The organism is Lutibacter sp. A64 (assembly GCF_022429565.1).
Taxonomy (GTDB): domain Bacteria; phylum Bacteroidota; class Bacteroidia; order Flavobacteriales; family Flavobacteriaceae; genus Lutibacter.
The window spans coordinates 102,458-120,166 of sequence record NZ_CP092487.1; the positions used below are offsets into that span (position 1 = coordinate 102,458).

Below are 17,709 nucleotides of genomic sequence, written 5' to 3' on the forward strand. Positions count from 1 at the left end.
GTTATAATTACAAATATGCAATTTTTTATTAATATGAATTTCGTAATTCAATATTAGTAAATCTTAAACAATTTAAGGGGTTTTTTGCTTTTATTTTCTAATTTTTATTATTTTTTTGAATTTATTTGCGTTTTTTAAGCGTGTTTATGCATTTTTATTCAAAAAATTAAATATATTTGTTATTAAATTGATTTTAAATTAACTCATTATGAAAAAAAACTATTATCATTTTTTAACTATTCTAGCATTATTTTTTGTTCAAATTTCTTTTGCGCAAACTATAACTGTAACAGGTGTAGTTAAATCTAACGCTGACAATCTTCCCTTACCAGGAGTTAGTGTATTAATCAAAGGTACAAACATGGGAGGTACAACTGATTTCGATGGGAAATACGAAATAAAAGCTTCTGAAGGAGCTGTTTTGGTGTTCTCATATGTTGGTTTTGCAACTCAAGAAATTGAGGTGACGTCAAGTACTATTAATGTTTCATTAAACGCAGGTGAAAGTTTAGATGAAATTGTTATTACTGCATTGGGTATTAAAAAAGAGCGAAAATCTCTTGGGTATGCTGTGCAAGCAGTACAAGCTGAAGCCCTTTTAGAAGGGAATCAAACAAGTATGGTTAATGGATTACAAGGGAAAGTTTCAGGGGTTACCGTAGTGAACTCTGGTGGAGCGCCTGGTGCATCAGCTATTATTATGATTAGAGGTGGATCTTCTATTACAGGAAACAATCAACCTTTATTTATTGTAGATGGACTTCCAATTGACAATTCTACAAGTTCTAGTTTAGAAGTTGCAAGTGCAAATAGAGCTTCTGATATTAACCCAGAAGATATTGAAAGTATATCTGTTTTAAAAGGACCAGCAGCAGCTGCACTTTATGGTATTCAGGCTGCAGAAGGTGCAGTTATTATTACAACGAAAAAAGGAAAAGATGGTGCTAGTGTAATTTCGTATTCTGGTTCACTTTCTGTTGATAATATTATTGGAACACCAAATGTACAAACACAATATGGTCAAGGAGAACAAATTGTAGAAGCAACTGGTACAACTATTAATACTGATTCTCCACTTTCTTGGGGAAATAGTACTGCTGGATCTCCAGTTTTTAATAATATAGATGATTTTTACGATACAGCTATTACATCAAACCATACTTTAAGTTATTCAGGTGGTAATGCAAAAAGTAATATTTATTTTTCTATTGGAGATGTTTCTCAAGAAGGTGTAATTGAAAGTACAAGTTATGATAAAACATCTTTTAGAATTAATACTTCTTCAAATATTAATGATAATTTAACTTTAGGTGTTTCAGCAAATTATATAACTACAAAAACCAATAGTACAAAGCAAGGTAATGCTACTGGAAGTAGTTTTTTAAGTTTATTAAAATATCCTGCTAATGTTAATGCTTCGGATTATTTAAATACTGATAACTCTCAGAAAAGTTTCTTTTTAGATCAACAATTTGATAATCCTTATTGGAGTATTGATAATAGTCCTAATACAGATGAGGTTAATCGTTTAATTGGAGCTATAAGTTTAAATTATAGCTTTTTAGAAAATTTTAATGTATCGTATAAATTAGGTATTGATAATTTTACACAATTTAATAAAAAAATTACTGGAGACGGTTCTTTAGTAGATAACAGAGAAGATGGTTATATAAGTCAGTACGATAGAGAAAATAAGCGTTTAAATTCAAATTTATTAGTAACTTTTGAAAAAAATATTACAGAAGATTTTTCTATAAATGCTTTATTAGGTAATTCTGTTGATGAATTAGATATTAGAACAACTTATACAAGTGGAGATGGTTTTCAAGCTCCAGGAATATATAGTGTTGGTAATGTATTGGTTGAAGATCAATATATTAGTGAGGGTATTTCTAGAAAGCGTATGGTTGGTGTTTTTGGTGAATTAAAATTAGGTTGGCAAAATGCATTATTTTTAACAGCTACAGGAAGAAATGACTGGTCTTCTACGTTACCAAAAGATAAAAGATCTTTCTTTTACCCTTCAGTTGGTGCTTCAGCAGTAATTACAGATTTATTTAAAAATGCAGGTAACGATATTACATCTTCAAACGGATTGAGTTACTTACAATTGAGATCTACTTGGGCTAAAGTTGGTAAAGATGCGCCAATTGGAGCATTAGAAAGCTCACTTTCAACTAATATAAATTCATTAGCAAGCTCCGGATATACTTGGAACGGTGTTGATGTTGGTAATCCAAACCTTGAACCAGAATTTACAAATAGTTTTGAAATAGGTGTAGATATGCGTTTGTTTGAAAGTAGAATAGGGTTAGACTTTACCTATTACACTAGTAAATCAGACAATCAAATATTAAGAGATATAAGGGTTCCTCCAACAACAGGTACATTTTATGCAACACTTAATGGAGGATCTATTACAAATAGTGGTCTAGAAGCGTTACTTTCAATTAAAGTATTGCCTTATACATCAGAATTTAAATGGAATGTTGACTTAAACTTTGGAATGAACGAAAGTAAGGTTAATGAACTTCCTGGTTTCCTAAACGAAGTTTATTTATCGGATTCTTGGACGTTTAATTCAACAGCAGCAGGTGCAGCGATATTAGATGGTTCATTATTTGGTTTAAGAGGTTATAGACCTCAAAAAAATGATAATGGTGATGTAGTTATTAATTCAAATGGTTTACCAACGTTAGTTCAAGAAACATATGATGATGTAACTCGTATGCCAGATTGGACTTTAGGTTTTTCAAGTACAATGAATTACAAAAATTTCCAACTATCATTTTTATTAGATTTAGTTCAAGGTGTTGATGTATATAATGCAACAGAATCTGCTTTAGTTTATTATGGTTTAAGCGAGCAAACACTTAATAGAAATGAAACAATAGTTTTACCAGGTGTTGATGCTAATGGAGCAGTAAATACAGTTCCAGTAGCTATGGATCAAGCATTTTATACAGATTATTACTATAAAAATTCAGAAAATTTTATTGAAGATGGTTCGTTTGCAAGGCTTAGATATGTTACATTAAGTTATAAACTACCAAGTAAACTACTAGATAAAATAGCGTTATCTTCTGTAGAGTTTTTTGCTACAGGAAGAAATCTATTTACAATAACAGACTATAGTGGAGTTGATCCAGAGGTTAATACTTTTGGAGCAGGAGTTTCTGGAGCAGGATCCATGTCTATAGATAATTTAGGAACACCTAACATGAAAGGGTTTGATTTAGGTTTAAAAGTTAAATTCTAAAAATAAAAGAAAATTATGAAATTATATAAATATTTAATAGTGTTTTTAGCAGTCATAGCCACTTCATGTGATGATGACTATTTTGATGTAAATGGTTCTGAAACAAAGCCAACAACATCTTCATTGCCTCCTCAATTTAGAATTCAAGGAGCAATAGAGAATACAACAGCTCAAGCTCAGTATAGAGGGAGTAGAGAGGTTCTTGGAATTACGCAATATGGTGCGCAAAATGCGACAAATTATTATTCTGAAACTTGGAGTTCTTCTTTAACTACTGGTCGTTACTTTTTATGGCAAAATGCTTATGTGTATTCATTGCCAAATACAGCAGATTTAATTGTTTTAGGTGAAAGATATGCTTCTCCTAATTTTGTAGCAGTAGGTAAAATTTTACGAGCTTATGTTTTAGGAATGACTACAGATCAATATGGAGATATTGTGTTAGACGAAACCTATGATGGTGTGTCTTCAATGAATATTACACCAAAATTTAGTACTCAAGAAGAAGTTTATGAAACTATTTTAAGTTATTTAGATGAAGCAATAGTTGCTTTAGACGAACCAAGTGCTATAGATTTAAATGAAGAAGGTGGAGATGTTCTTTATGGAGGAGATCATGAAAAATGGAAAAAATTTGCGTATGCTATTAAGGCACGTTATTTAAACCATTTAGCTAAAAAATCTTCTTATGATGCAGATGCTGTAATAGCTGCTTGTCAGTTAGCAATAAATTCAAATGAATTAAACGCTCAGAAACTTTATGGTGGTGGACCAGTTTCAAATGATATTCAACCTTTTTCAACAGATGGTTATGGTTCTTCAAGAATGGATTATTTTTCTGACTTTTTTGTGAACTTATTAAAGAACCCATTAAATTTAGATGATGCAGAATGGGATCCTAGATTAACTATTATTGTTCCTGAAGCTGTTAATGGTGGTTATGAAGGTGTTGTAATAGGTAGAGGATTAAATGGGGAAGATGGAGATAATTTTTCATTAGGTAATGGAGGATTTTATACGAGTCTTAACTCTGCAACTGACATGATTACTTTTAGTGAAGTAAAGTTTATTGAAGCTGAAGCTAGGTTAAGAAAAGGAGATAAATCAGGTGCTTATACAGCTTTTAAAATTGGTGTTCAAGCAGATTTTGAAAAATTAGGAGTTGATGCCGCTGCTACAAGCGCTTATTTAAGTTTATTAGATACTGAGATTGGTGAAAGTAATATAGAATTATCGCACATTATGGTTCAAAAATATATTGCAAATGTTCTAAACCCTGAAACTTGGGTAGATATGAGAAGAATGGATTATAGCTCAGATATTTATCATGGGTTACAACGTCCTGAAAATGTAAATTTAGATATTTTTCCAAATGAGAATGATTGGATTCAAGCAATGATGTATGAGTACAATGAAGAAGATAGAAATTACGTTAATATGCCAACGAACGATCCTTACGTTAGATTAACCACTCCATTATGGTGGAATACAGCAGATTAATTTGAATTAATACTTGTAAACTAAAAAACCGTCTAAAATATTATTTTAGACGGTTTTTTAGTTTAATATTTAATTTAACGTAATAAAGTAATGTTTGTATTCTTTTAGTTAAGTATACTAGAAATCAATTATTTTTTGTGTAAGAAATTTGATGTGATTTTTTACTTAAACGTTAAATTTATTCATATTTTAAATATGTAGCAACTTCAATTTTTACTTCACTCCAAGTTTTAGAAATACCATCGCTACCAGTATGTAATTCTTTACAAACTTCATTTAAAGAATCAATAGCACTTTGTGCTTGCCAATTGTCTAAATCCATTACGGCTTCTAAAGTAATCATTTGATCACTAACAATAAATGTTATTGGTAAAGCTTGTGTTATACCATTCATAAGAATATCAACTGTACCAGATGTTTCGTTATTAATGTGTATAGTTCCAGAGATTAACGTTGTGTTTTTTAATGCACCAAAAAAGAATTTTTTTAATTTGTTATCTCTAATTGTATCATTGGTAAATAAACTGCTTACTGGAATGCTAAATTTTAAATTATCAAGTGCTTCTAAAGCTGTTTTAGATTTAGAAGAGTTTTCTAAATTTAGTTCTGTAAATTGTCCTTTTACAGGGATTTTATCGTTAGTTTTATAAGCTATCCAATTAACTGTAGTGGTTTTTTGATCTACAGTATATCCTTTTTCTTCTGTACTTATTTGTTCTTTTTTAGGTGTGTTTTTACATGACACAACTAACGTAAGTGTCAAAACAAATAGTAGTTTTAAATAATTATTTTTCATCATTTTAAAAATTTATTTACAAGTTTAATATATTCTTTTTTAGCTTCTTTTTCTGTAAGATGACTTAGTTGAAACCAGGCATTTAACTTAAAAGCGTTTCTTAATTGCACATCTCCAGATGGATTTTCATAGTTATTACCTTTAGTTGCCTGTTTATAATATGCATAGAATTGCAGCATAATATCGGGAGGTAATTTAATAGTTGTAGTTGATGCTTTATGGTATGCAGCTTCAAACTCTTTATTTAAATCGTCTTCCATGTTTTAAAATTAAAGTACTATAATTCAGCAATTGTTTGTATTCCTCCTTTAACTTTATCGTTTAGTTTTACCTTAATTTTAGTGTTTAAAGGTAAAAAAACATCAACTCTAGAGCCAAATTTAATAAAACCAGCATCTTCTCCTTGTATTACTTGCATAGCAGGTTTAGCGTAATTTACAATACGTTTTGCTACGGCCCCTGCAATTTGTCTATATAATACATCTCCAAATGCTTTATTTTCTACTACAATTGTAGTTCTTTCATTTTCTTCAGAAGATTTAGGGTGCCAAGCAACTAAAAATTTTCCTGGATGGTATTTGCTATATTTTACAACTCCACTTAAAGGATATCTAGTTATATGTACGTTTAAAGGCGACATAAATATAGATATTTGCATGCGTTTATCTTTAAAATATTCTTTTTCAAATACTTCTTCTATAACAACTACTTTACCATCAACAGGAGCAATAATAGCTTGCTCATTTAATGGTGTTTCTCTTTTCGGATTTCTAAAAAACTGTAGAATTAGTACATAAAAAATTAATAGTAATATGGCTAAAAGTTTATTTAACCAAACTAAACTTACTAAATTTTCAATAAGTATTATTCCAACTCCCATTATAAAAGTTGCAGCTAATATTATTTTATAACCTTCTTTATGAAACATAATTTAATGAACTAATTGTAAATAAATAAAAATAAATGGAGCCGCAAAAATTGCACTATCAAATCTGTCTAAAAAACCTCCATGACCAGGTATAAAATTACTACTATCTTTAACTGCAGCTTGTCTTTTAAACATGGATTCAATTAAATCTCCTAATACTCCAAAGATACTAACAATTCCGGCAATAACAGCCCATTGTATTTGGGTAAGACTTGGAAATTGTTCTGTTGCTACAAATAAAATGCTAGCAATAAAGGTAAAAATCATTCCGCCTATAAAACCTTCAATAGTTTTATTAGGTGAAATTCGTTCTAAAAGTTTATGTTTTCCTAATGCATTTCCAACTAAATAAGCAAAAGTATCATTTACCCAAATTAAAATAAAAACGCCTAAAATAGTAGTGTTAACATAGTTAAATGATGCATTTAAAAATGGAATTTGAACCATTAAAGTAAATGGAACTACAATATAAATTATGGATAAAAATATTTTTCCAAGATGACTTATAACTTCTTCTTTATTTGCAAATAGTATAGAGGCAAAAGTTATAAATATTGTTAGAAATAATGCTACACCTACATATTCAAAAATTATTCTTGAAGGAATGTCTTCAACATTTAAAATATTTCCAAAAACAAAAAAAAGGCATCCTATTGTATAAGGAAATACGCTTTTTAATGCAATCATTCTTTTAAATTCATATAAACATAACATCATTAGAGTAAAAAATAAACATATAAATGTAATTTTACTGTATAATATTGAAAATATTAATACACCAGCAAAAACAAATCCTGATAGTGCACGTTTTAAAAATTTTCCCATAAATTATAAATCTTCAAAAAGCAGTAAATATAAGTTTTTTGAATTGGTATTCCCATAATTCAAAAAGTCTTCATCTTTACTGTTTAGAGTGTAATTTTTAATAGCACTAATGTTACTAGGTATGTTACCTTGGTAACGTGTTTTTATTCCGGTTAAACTTTCACCTTTAGTTTTTACTAGTTGGCTGGTGGTTGCATAAACAATGAAATGTTCTGATAATTCGGAAATTTTATGCTCTTTTAACTGGTTTGAAGAGAATAAAATACTTCCGTTTTCGGCAATTAAATGCTCGCAACTTAAAAAAGTTGGAAATTTGTTCGATAGTTTATTGGTAGTTTTAATAGCTAACGACTTCATTAATTTTAATAAATCATTATCGTTACAATTAATTATTTCCCAAGAATTTTCTTGAATAATATTGTTTAAATTTAAAACTACTTCTTGTAATGTAGTACAATACAAAAACTTACCATTATTCTTGATGAAATTTTCTACAAAAATTTGATCAAGTGGTAAGTTGTGTAATTCTGAAGATGGTTCTTCAGATACTTTTTCTTTTGGCGTACTAAATAATTTTTTGAATAAATTCATTTCTTGCTTTGAATAAATTCAAAATTATGAAAAAGTTATTAAATTATTCTGATGTTTCAGATGAATTTTCAACATTTGATGCTTCTGAAGAATTATTTTCCTCAATTGCTTCATCTTTATCAAAAGGTCTACTACCAAAAATTACTTCTAAGTCCTTTTTAAAGATGACTTCTTTTTCAAGTAAAAGTTCTGCAAGTGTTACCAATTTATCTTTATTTTCAGTTAATATAGTTATTGCTCGTTGGTATTGTTCTTCAATAATTAAAGAAATTTCTTTATCAATTGTTTGAGCTGTTTCTTCACTATAAGGTTTTGTAAAATTATAATCAGACTGTCCGCTAGAGTCGTAATAAGTAATGTTACCAATCTTGTCATTTAAACCATATACAGTAACCATTGCCTTGGCTTGTCTAGTAACTTTTTCTAAATCGTTTAATGCACCAGTTGAAATTTTATTAAACATTATTTTTTCTGCAGCTCTACCGGCTAAAGTAGCACACATTTCGTCTAACATTTGTTCTGCTTGAACTATTTGACGTTCTTCAGGTAAATACCAAGCAGCACCTAAAGATTGTCCTCTAGGTACAATAGTTACTTTTACAAGTGGTGCAGCGTGTTCTAACATCCAACTAGCTGTTGCGTGTCCTGCTTCATGAAAAGCAATTGTTTTCTTTTCTTTAGGTGAAATTAATTTGTTTTTCTTTTCTAAACCTCCAACAATTCTATCAACAGCATCTAAAAAATCTTGATGATGAACAGATTTTTTACCTTTTCTGGCAGCAATTAAAGCAGCTTCATTACATAAGTTTGCAATGTCTGCACCTGAAAAACCAGGTGTTTGTTGCGATAAAAATTCTACATCTGCATCTTTGTCGGTTTTAATAGGCTTAAGGTGTACTTTAAATATAGCTTCACGTTCTTTTAAATCTGGTAAATCTACATAAATTTGACGGTCGAATCTACCTGCTCTTAAAAGTGCTTTATCTAAAACATCGGCTCTATTTGTAGCAGCAATTACAATTACATTTGTATCTGTTCCAAAACCATCCATTTCAGTTAATAACTGATTTAAGGTATTTTCTCTTTCGTCATTTCCACCGGTCATATTACTTTTTCCTCTTGCTCTACCAACGGCATCAATTTCATCAATAAAAATAATTGAAGGTGCTTTTTGTTGTGCTTGTTTAAATAAATCTCTTACACGAGAAGCTCCTACACCCACAAACATTTCAACAAAATCTGAACCTGATAAAGAGAAAAATGGCACACCTGCTTCTCCAGCAACTGCTTTAGCTAATAATGTTTTACCTGTTCCTGGAGGGCCTACAAGTAAGGCTCCTTTTGGTATTTTACCTCCAAGAGAAGTGTATCTATCTGGGTTTTTTAAGAAATCTACAATTTCTTGTACTTCTTCTTTTGCACCTAATAAACCAGCAACATCTTTAAAAGAAGTTTTAACTTTTTGGTCTTGATCAAATAATTTAGCTTTAGATTTTCCAATGCTAAATATTTGGCCACCGCCACCACCTGAGCCACCGCCCGACATTCTACGCATAAAATAAATCCATAAACCAATTAAAAATATAAAAGGTAAATACATAAATAATGTATCTATGAAATCTGTTTTAGCTTCAAATTTAACGTCAAACGATAAATCATATTCTTCTTTTGTTGTTTCTAAATTTTCTTGAAATTTATTTAAATCACCAAATTTGTAATAATACATTGGTGAATTAGCAGAATAAAGAGAGCCTTTATTCTTTTTATGTTGTTCTTTGTCTGAAGCTTCATTTTTAATAAAAACATTAGCAACGCTATTATTAATAATTAAAATGCGCTCAATATCATTTTCTTTAAGAATGTTTTCAAATTCATTCTGACTTAAATTTTTAGTAGATAAGCTATCGCTGTTAAAGATTTGATATCCTATAAAAAGTGCAAAAACAATTCCATAAATCCAATAAAAATTGAATTTAGGCGGTTTTATATTTTTATTTTTTGATGTATTTTTTTTCTCTTGACTCATTTAGTTTTTTTCAAAAAGGTGAAGTATTTATTTAGTTAGATGTAGGTATTGATGTAATTTTTGCATCACCCCACAAACTTTCAATGTCATAATATTCGCGTACATTTTTTTGGAAAACATGTACAACTACGTTCGTGTAATCTAGTAAAACCCACTCGGCGTTAGCTTCTCCTTCAACATGCCAAGGTTTTTCTTTACATAATTTACCAACTTGTTTTTGAACAATTCCAGAAATGGCATTTACGTGTGTATTTGAATTACCTGTAGCTATTATAAAATAATCGCAAACAGTATTTTCTATATTTCTTAAATCTAAAATTTGAATATCAAGACCTTTAATTTCATCTATTGCCTTTATAATCACCGCAATTAATTCGTCTGCGCTTACATTTTTTCTTGTCATTAATTTTTTTTTAATTGGTTGCAAAGTTATTATTTTTTTATCATAAATTGTCAATTAAATAACTTTGTTGAAATTATAAACTATAAATGAATATTATCAAACTTAATGCCATTGATTCTACCAATTCTTACTTAAAGGAACTAGCACAAAAAAGTGCAGTAGAAACATTTACTGTAATTGTGGCAAACCATCAAAATTTAGGAAGAGGTCAATTAGGTACTACTTGGGTTTCTGATGATGGTAAAAATCTGACTTTTAGTGTTTTAATTAATTTGTGTAATTTTAAAATTCAAGATCAATTTTATTTAAGTATGGCTGTTTCTTTAGGTTTAATTTCAGCTTTAAGGCGTTTTATTAGTGTGTCATTGAAAATTAAATGGCCAAACGACATATTGGCAGAGAAAGATAAAATAGCCGGAATTTTAATCGAAAATATTTTAAGAGGTGCATCTATTAATTATTCAATTGTTGGAATTGGTTTAAATGTGAATCAAGAAATTTTTCCGAGTGATATTGAAAATGTAAGTTCTTTAAAAAGCATATCAGGTGTAGTTTTTAATAAAGATGAATTATTACTTGAAATTCTTAATTCTATTAAAAAGTATGTTAGATTTATTGAAAATGGAGCTTTTGAAGATCTGAAAAAAATGTATTTAGCAGAGCTTTATAAAATAAATATACCTACAATGTTTGAAGATAATAAAGGTGTAATTTTTTTAGGTAAAATAATTACTGTAGATGTGAATGGGCGACTTGTAGTTGAGTTAGAAAATGAAACGACTCGCAAATTTGATTTAAAAGAAATTAAATTTGCGAGTCGTTAAAATATTATTTTTTGTATAATTTATAGATTAGCAGCGTTCTCTGTTAAAGTATTAATGAATTTTTGAAGAGGTCCTTTTACCATCATAGCCATCATAGGATTAAAGTCACCTTCAAACAATAATTGTGTTTCACAAGAATTTTCAGAAACTTTATCAATAGTTACAGTAAGTGAAAAATCTAATTTACTACTTGCAGCACCTAAAACAATTTTATCGAATTCTTGTTTTTCTTTTACAACCAATCTAATTTCTGGCATTCCTTTTAACCCAAAAACAAACGATTCACCCTCAACTTCAAATTTGGTATTATTTTCAGGCATTAAATGCTCAAAATTATTTAGATCTGTTAAATACTCAAAAAAATCTTTTTGAGATTTATTAATAATCGTTTTTTTAGTTTCTAAATTCATAAATATGTTTTTATTGATTCCACTCACTTGGGTTTTCTCTCCAAAGTGAAAGTGTTTCTAAATCTTTTGTTGAAATATAACTGTTATCTAAAGATAGTTCTAATAAATGATGATAATCACTTAATGTGGTTAGTTTTACATCCGCTTCTTTAAAGTTTTCTTCAGCAACTTTAAAACCATAATTAAAAATAGCAACCATACCTTTAACATTAGCACCTTCTTCTTTTAATGCTTTAACTGCGTTTAAGCTACTTTTTCCGGTACTTATTAAATCTTCAACAACTACTACATTTTTATTTTTCTCTAAAAAGCCTTCAACTTGGTTTTTTCTTCCGTGGCTTTTAGGTTCAGGTCTAACATACACAAATGGTACATTTAAATGCTGGGCAACTAAAACTCCAATAGCTATTGCACCAGTTGCAACACCTGCTATAACATCGGGTTTTCCGTATTCTTGTTCAATTATGTTAGCTAAGTTTTCTCTTAAGTAATTTCTTATTTTAGGAAAAGAAAGCGTTGTTCTATTATCACAATAAATAGGAGATTTCCAACCAGAAGCCCATAAAAAAGGTTCATTTGGTTGTAACTTTATAGCTTTTATTTGTAATAAAAGCTCAGCTGTTTTTTTTGCTGTATCTTTGTTCATAATCATAATGCAAATGTATAAAGTTTTTGTGAATGACTGTCCAATTATTTTGACAGAAAATAAGAAAATATCAACAAAATATAAAAAAGTAAGCTTTAATAGTTCTAAAATTAATTCGGTGTTAACTGATTTATTTGAGAAAAAACTACTTGGAATATGTTTTGTAAGTAATGATATAGAGGCTGACTGGCAGCAGTTTATGTCTTTTTTTAAAATTGAAAAAGCTGCTGGAGGTAAAGTTTTTAATAAAAAAAATGAAGTTTTATTTATTTATAGGTTAGATAAATGGGACTTGCCAAAAGGAAAATTAGAAAAAGGAGAATGTATTAAAAATTGTGCGGTTAGAGAAGTTGAAGAAGAATGTGGTATTGAAAACCTTACAATAAAAAATTTTATAACAGATACTTATCATGTTTTTGAAAAAAAGGGAAAACTTATATTAAAAATTACGTCATGGTTTTTAATGTATACCGATTTTGAAGGAGAACTAACACCACAAACGGAAGAAGATATTGAAAAAGCGATTTTTAAAACCGAAGATGAAATTAAAGTTGCCTTAGAAAATACGTATGGAAATATAAAATTATTGTTTTAAACGATGGCTTTGATTGAGACTGAGGTTGATACTAAAATTATCCTAAAAAATATTTACTTATCTTTGCCGCTTTTTTAAAACAATATTCAATGACAAAATTTATAACTAAAAGAGTATCAAACGTTAGAAACGATGTATTATCTGGAGTCACCGTTGCTTTAGCTTTAGTACCTGAAGCTGTTGCATTTGCTTTTGTTGCAGGTGTTGATCCGTTAGTAGGGTTGTATGCTGCTTTTATGGTAGGATTAATTACTTCAATTTTTGGAGGTAGGCCAGGTATGATTTCTGGGGCAACTGGAGCTTTGGCTGTTGTTATGGTTAGTTTGGTTTCCGAAGGAAATGCATTGGGTAATCCAGGTGAGAATTTAGGATTGTATTATTTATTTGCAACCGTAATTTTAATGGGGATATTTCAGGTTTTAGCTGGCCTTTTAAAGCTCGGTAAATTTGTGCGTTTAATTCCGCATCCTGTAATGATGGGGTTTGTAAACGGATTGGCAATTGTAATATTTCTTTCACAATTAGGAATGTTTAAAAGAACGGTAGGTGGTGAAAAAGTTTGGCTAGAAGGTAGTCAATTATATGTAATGATTGGTTTGGTGGCTTTAACAATGCTTATAATGTGGGGATTGCCAAAAATTAAAAAAGCCCAAAAATTGCCAGAAGCTTTAATAGCTATTTTAATTGTAACTGGAGTTGCTATATTTATAAATTTTGATGTTGCAACTGTAGGTTCTTTTATTAGAGATGGTGGAGGAACTGGTTTAAAAGGTGGTTTTCCTACCTTAAAGTTAGAAACTTTTGCAAAAGTTCCTTTTACTTGGGATTCTATTGTATTTATATTACCATACGCTTTAATTTTAGCTGCAATTGGTTTAATAGAATCATTAATGACCCTAAATTTAGTTGATGATTTAACAGAAACTCGTGGAGATGGAAATAGAGAATGTTTAGCACAAGGTGGTGCTAATATTGTTACAGGTTTATTTGGTGGAATGGGTGGTTGTGCTATGATTGGTCAATCTATTATAAACATAAAAGGTGGAGGTAGAGGTAGATTATCTGGAATTGTAGCAGCTGTAATGTTATTGTTATTCATATTATTTGGTTCTTCATATATAGAAGAAGTTCCAATTGCAGCCTTAGTAGGTGTAATGTTTATGGTGGTTATTGGTACATTTGCTTGGAGTAGTTTTAGAATTATTAATAAAATTCCAAGAGCAGATTTATTTGTTTTAATTTTAGTTTCTGCATTAACCGTTATTTTCGATTTAGCCATCGCAGTAATTGCAGGTGTAATTTTTAGTGCCTTAGTATTTTCTTGGGAAAATGCAACTAGAATTAGAGCAAGAAAAAGAATGAAAGATGATGGAACAAAAATTTATGAAATTTGGGGACCTTTATTTTTTGGTTCAATTTCAACTTTTATGGAAAAATTTGATGTGAAAAATGATCCTGACCGTGTAGAAATTGATTTTGTTGAATCTAGAGTTTCAGACCATTCAGCAGTAGAAGCTATTTTTAATTTGGTTGAAAAATATGAAACAGCTGGCAAAAAAATTTATTTAAAGCATTTAAGTGAAGAATGTAAAGTATTATTACATAAATCTAGTTCGAAATTTAAAGAGGTTATTATTGAAGCCATTGACGATCCACGTTACCATTTAGCAGCAAATCCAGAAAAATTCACCAAAGGTTTATTTGAAAAATAATTAGCTTCTCTAACTGGAAGAAGTTAAATCTCTATTGGTTTAACTTCTCCAGGAAGCATATTTTGAAGTTTAAAGTTGCCAATTCTAACTCTAACTAGGCGTAAAGTTGGAAATCCAACTACAGCAGTCATTTTACGAACTTGCCTAAATTTTCCTTCGGTTAAAGTGATAGATATCCAACTTGTTGGTCCGTGACGATCGTCTCTAATTTTTTTATTTCTTTTTGGTAATAAAGGAGTTTCTATTTTTTTTACGGTGCATTTTTTAGTTAAATATTTCCCGTTTTCAGTATTAATTTCAACTCCATTTTTTAAGGTTTCAACGGCTTCAAAAGAGATAATACCATCAACTTGGGCATAATATTCTTTTTCTATTTTAGAACTTCTAATATATTCACTTGTTTTTCCATTGGTAGTTAATAATAATAAGCCTTCAGAAGGTTCGTCTAAACGGCCTATTGCCATTGTGTTTTCAGGAAAATCAAATAAATCGCCTAGCATTTTTTTATTGGTACGCTTGGTTTGGTTATTTATAAACTGACTTAAATAACCATCGGGTTTGTAAATTGCAAAATGTTGGTGTTTAATGTTTTCCATTTAAAATTTGATATACTAATTCTTTAGTTAACTCTTGTCCAGCGGCTTTTTTTCTAATATCATCAAAACTAAAAATAAAATGGCAATCATTTTTATATTCGCTACAGCCGTAAGCAGTTTTTCCTTTTAAAATAGTACCTTTTTTACATTTAGGGCAATTGATTTTTTCAGGTGTATTTTTAGTGTTGTTTTGAGGGCGAGTAGCCTGTTTCTCTTCTAATTTTAAATTGAAATTTTCATCAAAACGAATTAAGCCTTCAACAGTGCCTTTTTCGGTTTTAAATCCTTTTAAATTTACAGTACATCCTTTTTTTAATAATCTAGTATATTGGTTTTCAGATATTTTTTTATTTAAAAAACTAAACGGAAGTTTTAAATCACAACCATTTTTATAGTTGCTACATCCGTAAGCAGTTTTTCCTTTTAGAAGATAACCGTTATTACATTTAGGGCATTTTTCGTTAGTAATTCCCTTTTTGTTTTTTGAAGTTTTTTTAGAGTTGGAAGAAGTTGTGTTTTTTGATGCTGCTACTGCTGAAATATTTGCTCTCACTTTTTCAGAACGGACTTCGTATACTAGGTTATCCACCATTTTTTTCATATTTTTTATAAAAGTTCCGGCATTAAAAGTTCCTTGTTCAATTTCTTTTAATTTTTTTTCCCATCTTCCTGTAAGTTCAGCAGATTTTAGTAATTCATTTTGAATGGTATCAATTAATTGAATTCCAGTTTCAGTAGGTTGTAATTGTTTTTTATTTCTAACAATATATTTACGTTTAAAAAGTGTTTCAATAATATTTGCACGTGTAGACGGTCTACCAATACCATTTTCTTTCATCAATTCTCTTAAATCATCATCATCTACTTGTTTGCCAGCAGTTTCCATAGAGCGTAAAAGCGTAGCTTCTGTAAAATGTTTTGGAGGATTTGTTTCTTTTTCTAAAAATGAAGGAATATGAGGTCCTTTTTCACCTTTAACAAAGGTTGGTAAAATACCGGCTTCTTTTTTAGGAGTATTTGGAGTTTCAAAAACAACTCTCCATCCTTTTTTTAAAATTTCTTTTCCAGTTGTTTTAAAAGAAACCGTATCTGCTTTTCCAATTACAGTTGTGTTAGAAACTGCACATTCATCATAAAAAACAGCAATAAATCGTTTGGTAATAATGTCATATACCTGTTTTTGATTGTATTGTAAACTAATTTGAACACCTGTAGGAATTATAGCATGGTGATCGGTAACTTTTTTATCGTTAAAAACTCTAGATGATTTTTTTAATTTTTTTTCTAGTAAAGGAGCTGTTAAGTTTTGGTAATCTGTAAGGTTTTTTAGAATTGCAGGAACTTTAGGATATACATCATTTGGTAAAAAAGTGGTATCAACTCTTGGGTAGGTTACTGCTTTTTGTTCGTATAATTTTTGAACAATTTTTAAGGTTTCATCCGCAGAAAAACCAAATTTATTATTGCAATAGACCTGTAAACCTGTTAAATCGAATAATTTTGGAGCGTATTCTTTACCTTTCTTTTTAGTAATTGAAACAATTTCAAAATCGCTTTCTTTTACTTTATTCGCAAAAATTTCACCTTCTTCTTTCTTTAAAAACCGACCTTCTTCACAATTAAATTGAGTTTCTCGGTATAAGGTTTGTAATTCCCAATAGGGTTGTGGTTTAAAATTTTCAATTTCTTTATACCTATTTACTAACATTGCCAAAGTTGGAGTTTGCACACGACCAACAGATAGCATTTGTTTGTAACCACCGTGTTTTACGGTGTATAAACGGGTAGCATTCATACCTAAAAGCCAATCTCCAATGGCTCTAGAAAAACCAGCATAATATAAACTATCGTAATTTTTTGAAGGTTTTAAATTTTGAAAACCTTCTTTTATAGCTTCTGTAGTTAATGATGAAATCCATAAACGTTGTACTTCACCTTTATAATTAGCTTGTTTAATTACCCAACGTTGAATTAGTTCTCCTTCTTGTCCTGCATCACCACAATTTATAATTACTTCAGCCTTATCAAATAAACTTTTTACTATGTTAAATTGCTTTTGTATACCATCATTTGAAACCACTTTTGTTTTAAATTTTTCAGGTAACATTGGTAAGTTGTTCAAATCCCAACTTTTCCAATGGGGTTTATAATCGCTAGGTTCAAATAGAGTGCATAAATGTCCGAAAGTATATGTAACAGCATAACCATTTCCTTCAAAATACCCATCGCGTTTTGTTGTTGCTCCTAGAACAGTAGCAATTTCACGAGCAACACTTGGTTTTTCGGCAATACAAACTTTCATGTGTCTTTTTTTATAGTTTTTTATAGGTCACACTTCAATTCCGGTCAGTGCAGGTATGCTGTTCGCTATTAATCATTCTGTTATGTGATTAAATTTTGAACATGTTCGTTTTATTTATTACTAAATTTTGGAGGTGCAAAGTACTAAATTTTAATAGAATTTGTAATTAAGATTTTTAAATTAAATATGAAATTTTGCATGTAAATAGTTTCTTATTTAATAATTAGAATTTAGTTTTAGAAGAAAAGTTGGTTATTGTTAAAATTAAAAAGAATATATTTATTGCCTAAACACCA

16 protein-coding genes are annotated in these 17,709 nt (G+C 29.5%); 5 read left to right on the plus strand and 11 right to left on the minus strand.

What is annotated here, in order from left to right:
* Nucleotides 1–208: 208 nt before the first annotated feature.
* Both MKD41_RS00480 and MKD41_RS00485 read left to right on the plus strand, forming a co-directional pair.
* Nucleotides 209–3,259 carry a SusC/RagA family TonB-linked outer membrane protein gene (locus tag MKD41_RS00480; protein ID WP_240243493.1) on the plus strand — a complete coding sequence of 1,017 codons (3,051 nt, stop codon included), beginning with the start codon at nucleotides 209–211 and terminating at the stop codon, nucleotides 3,257–3,259.
* A gap of 15 nt (nucleotides 3,260–3,274) precedes the next feature.
* Entirely contained in the window at nucleotides 3,275–4,759 is a 1,485-nt protein-coding gene (locus MKD41_RS00485) for a SusD/RagB family nutrient-binding outer membrane lipoprotein (RefSeq protein ID WP_240243494.1), read from the plus strand.
* Between the two features lie 178 nt (nucleotides 4,760–4,937).
* On the opposite strand, the gene MKD41_RS00490 is transcribed toward MKD41_RS00485, so the two are convergent.
* The 7 genes from MKD41_RS00490 to rsfS are packed head-to-tail and all read right to left on the minus strand — an operon-like array spanning nucleotide 4,938 to nucleotide 10,328.
* Complete coding sequence (locus tag MKD41_RS00490; RefSeq protein ID WP_240243495.1) at nucleotides 4,938–5,555, minus strand: YceI family protein; 618 nt, start codon at nucleotides 5,553–5,555, stop codon at nucleotides 4,938–4,940.
* The gene (locus MKD41_RS00495; protein WP_240243496.1) at nucleotides 5,555–5,815 is read right to left on the minus strand and encodes an acyl-CoA-binding protein; all 261 of its coding nucleotides are present in this window, start codon (nucleotides 5,813–5,815) and stop codon (nucleotides 5,555–5,557) included. The genes MKD41_RS00490 and MKD41_RS00495 overlap by 1 nt, the downstream gene beginning before the upstream one ends.
* A 17-nt stretch (nucleotides 5,816–5,832) precedes the next feature.
* A complete protein-coding gene (locus MKD41_RS00500) occupies nucleotides 5,833–6,483 on the minus strand; it encodes a phosphatidylserine decarboxylase family protein (protein WP_240243497.1) in 651 nt (216 codons plus the stop codon).
* A 3-nt stretch (nucleotides 6,484–6,486) separates the two neighbouring features.
* Nucleotides 6,487–7,308: a phosphatidate cytidylyltransferase gene (locus MKD41_RS00505; protein ID WP_240243498.1), complete on the minus strand. Its 822-nt coding sequence runs from the start codon at nucleotides 7,306–7,308 to the stop codon at nucleotides 6,487–6,489.
* Nucleotides 7,309–7,311: 3 nt separating this feature from the next.
* Complete coding sequence (locus MKD41_RS00510; RefSeq protein ID WP_240243499.1) at nucleotides 7,312–7,899, minus strand: LUD domain-containing protein; 588 nt, start codon at nucleotides 7,897–7,899, stop codon at nucleotides 7,312–7,314.
* Between the two features lie 43 nt (nucleotides 7,900–7,942).
* On the minus strand, nucleotides 7,943–9,925 hold the full coding sequence (gene ftsH, locus MKD41_RS00515) for an ATP-dependent zinc metalloprotease FtsH (protein ID WP_240243500.1): 1,983 nt from the start codon (nucleotides 9,923–9,925) through the stop codon (nucleotides 7,943–7,945).
* 31 nt (nucleotides 9,926–9,956) lie between these two features.
* Nucleotides 9,957–10,328: a ribosome silencing factor gene (rsfS, locus tag MKD41_RS00520; RefSeq protein WP_240243501.1), complete on the minus strand. Its 372-nt coding sequence runs from the start codon at nucleotides 10,326–10,328 to the stop codon at nucleotides 9,957–9,959.
* A gap of 86 nt (nucleotides 10,329–10,414) precedes the next feature.
* Here rsfS and MKD41_RS00525 point away from each other — a divergent pair, with 86 nt between their 5' ends.
* The gene (locus tag MKD41_RS00525) at nucleotides 10,415–11,152 is read left to right on the plus strand and encodes a biotin--[acetyl-CoA-carboxylase] ligase (protein WP_240243502.1); all 738 of its coding nucleotides are present in this window, start codon (nucleotides 10,415–10,417) and stop codon (nucleotides 11,150–11,152) included.
* A 20-nt stretch (nucleotides 11,153–11,172) separates the two neighbouring features.
* On the opposite strand, the gene MKD41_RS00530 is transcribed toward MKD41_RS00525, so the two are convergent.
* Nucleotides 11,173–11,562 carry an SRPBCC family protein gene (locus MKD41_RS00530; RefSeq protein WP_240243503.1) on the minus strand — a complete coding sequence of 130 codons (390 nt, stop codon included), beginning with the start codon at nucleotides 11,560–11,562 and terminating at the stop codon, nucleotides 11,173–11,175.
* A 10-nt stretch (nucleotides 11,563–11,572) separates the two neighbouring features.
* Entirely contained in the window at nucleotides 11,573–12,214 is a 642-nt protein-coding gene (gene pyrE / locus MKD41_RS00535; protein WP_240243504.1) for an orotate phosphoribosyltransferase, read from the minus strand.
* Nucleotides 12,215–12,221: 7 nt separating this feature from the next.
* On the opposite strand from pyrE, the gene MKD41_RS00540 reads away from it, so the two are divergent.
* Entirely contained in the window at nucleotides 12,222–12,803 is a 582-nt protein-coding gene (locus tag MKD41_RS00540; RefSeq protein ID WP_240243505.1) for an NUDIX hydrolase, read from the plus strand.
* An 89-nt stretch (nucleotides 12,804–12,892) separates the two neighbouring features.
* Nucleotides 12,893–14,515 (plus strand): SulP family inorganic anion transporter, encoded by a 1,623-nt coding sequence (locus MKD41_RS00545; RefSeq protein WP_240243506.1) that lies wholly within the window; start codon nucleotides 12,893–12,895, stop codon nucleotides 14,513–14,515.
* 23 nt (nucleotides 14,516–14,538) lie between these two features.
* On the opposite strand, the gene MKD41_RS00550 is transcribed toward MKD41_RS00545, so the two are convergent.
* Nucleotides 14,539–15,111 (minus strand): pseudouridine synthase, encoded by a 573-nt coding sequence (locus MKD41_RS00550; RefSeq protein WP_240243507.1) that lies wholly within the window; start codon nucleotides 15,109–15,111, stop codon nucleotides 14,539–14,541.
* On the minus strand, nucleotides 15,098–17,413 hold the full coding sequence (locus MKD41_RS00555) for a type IA DNA topoisomerase (RefSeq protein ID WP_240243508.1): 2,316 nt from the start codon (nucleotides 17,411–17,413) through the stop codon (nucleotides 15,098–15,100). Before MKD41_RS00555 ends, MKD41_RS00550 begins: the two co-directional genes overlap by 14 nt.
* Nucleotides 17,414–17,709 lie beyond the last annotated feature (296 nt).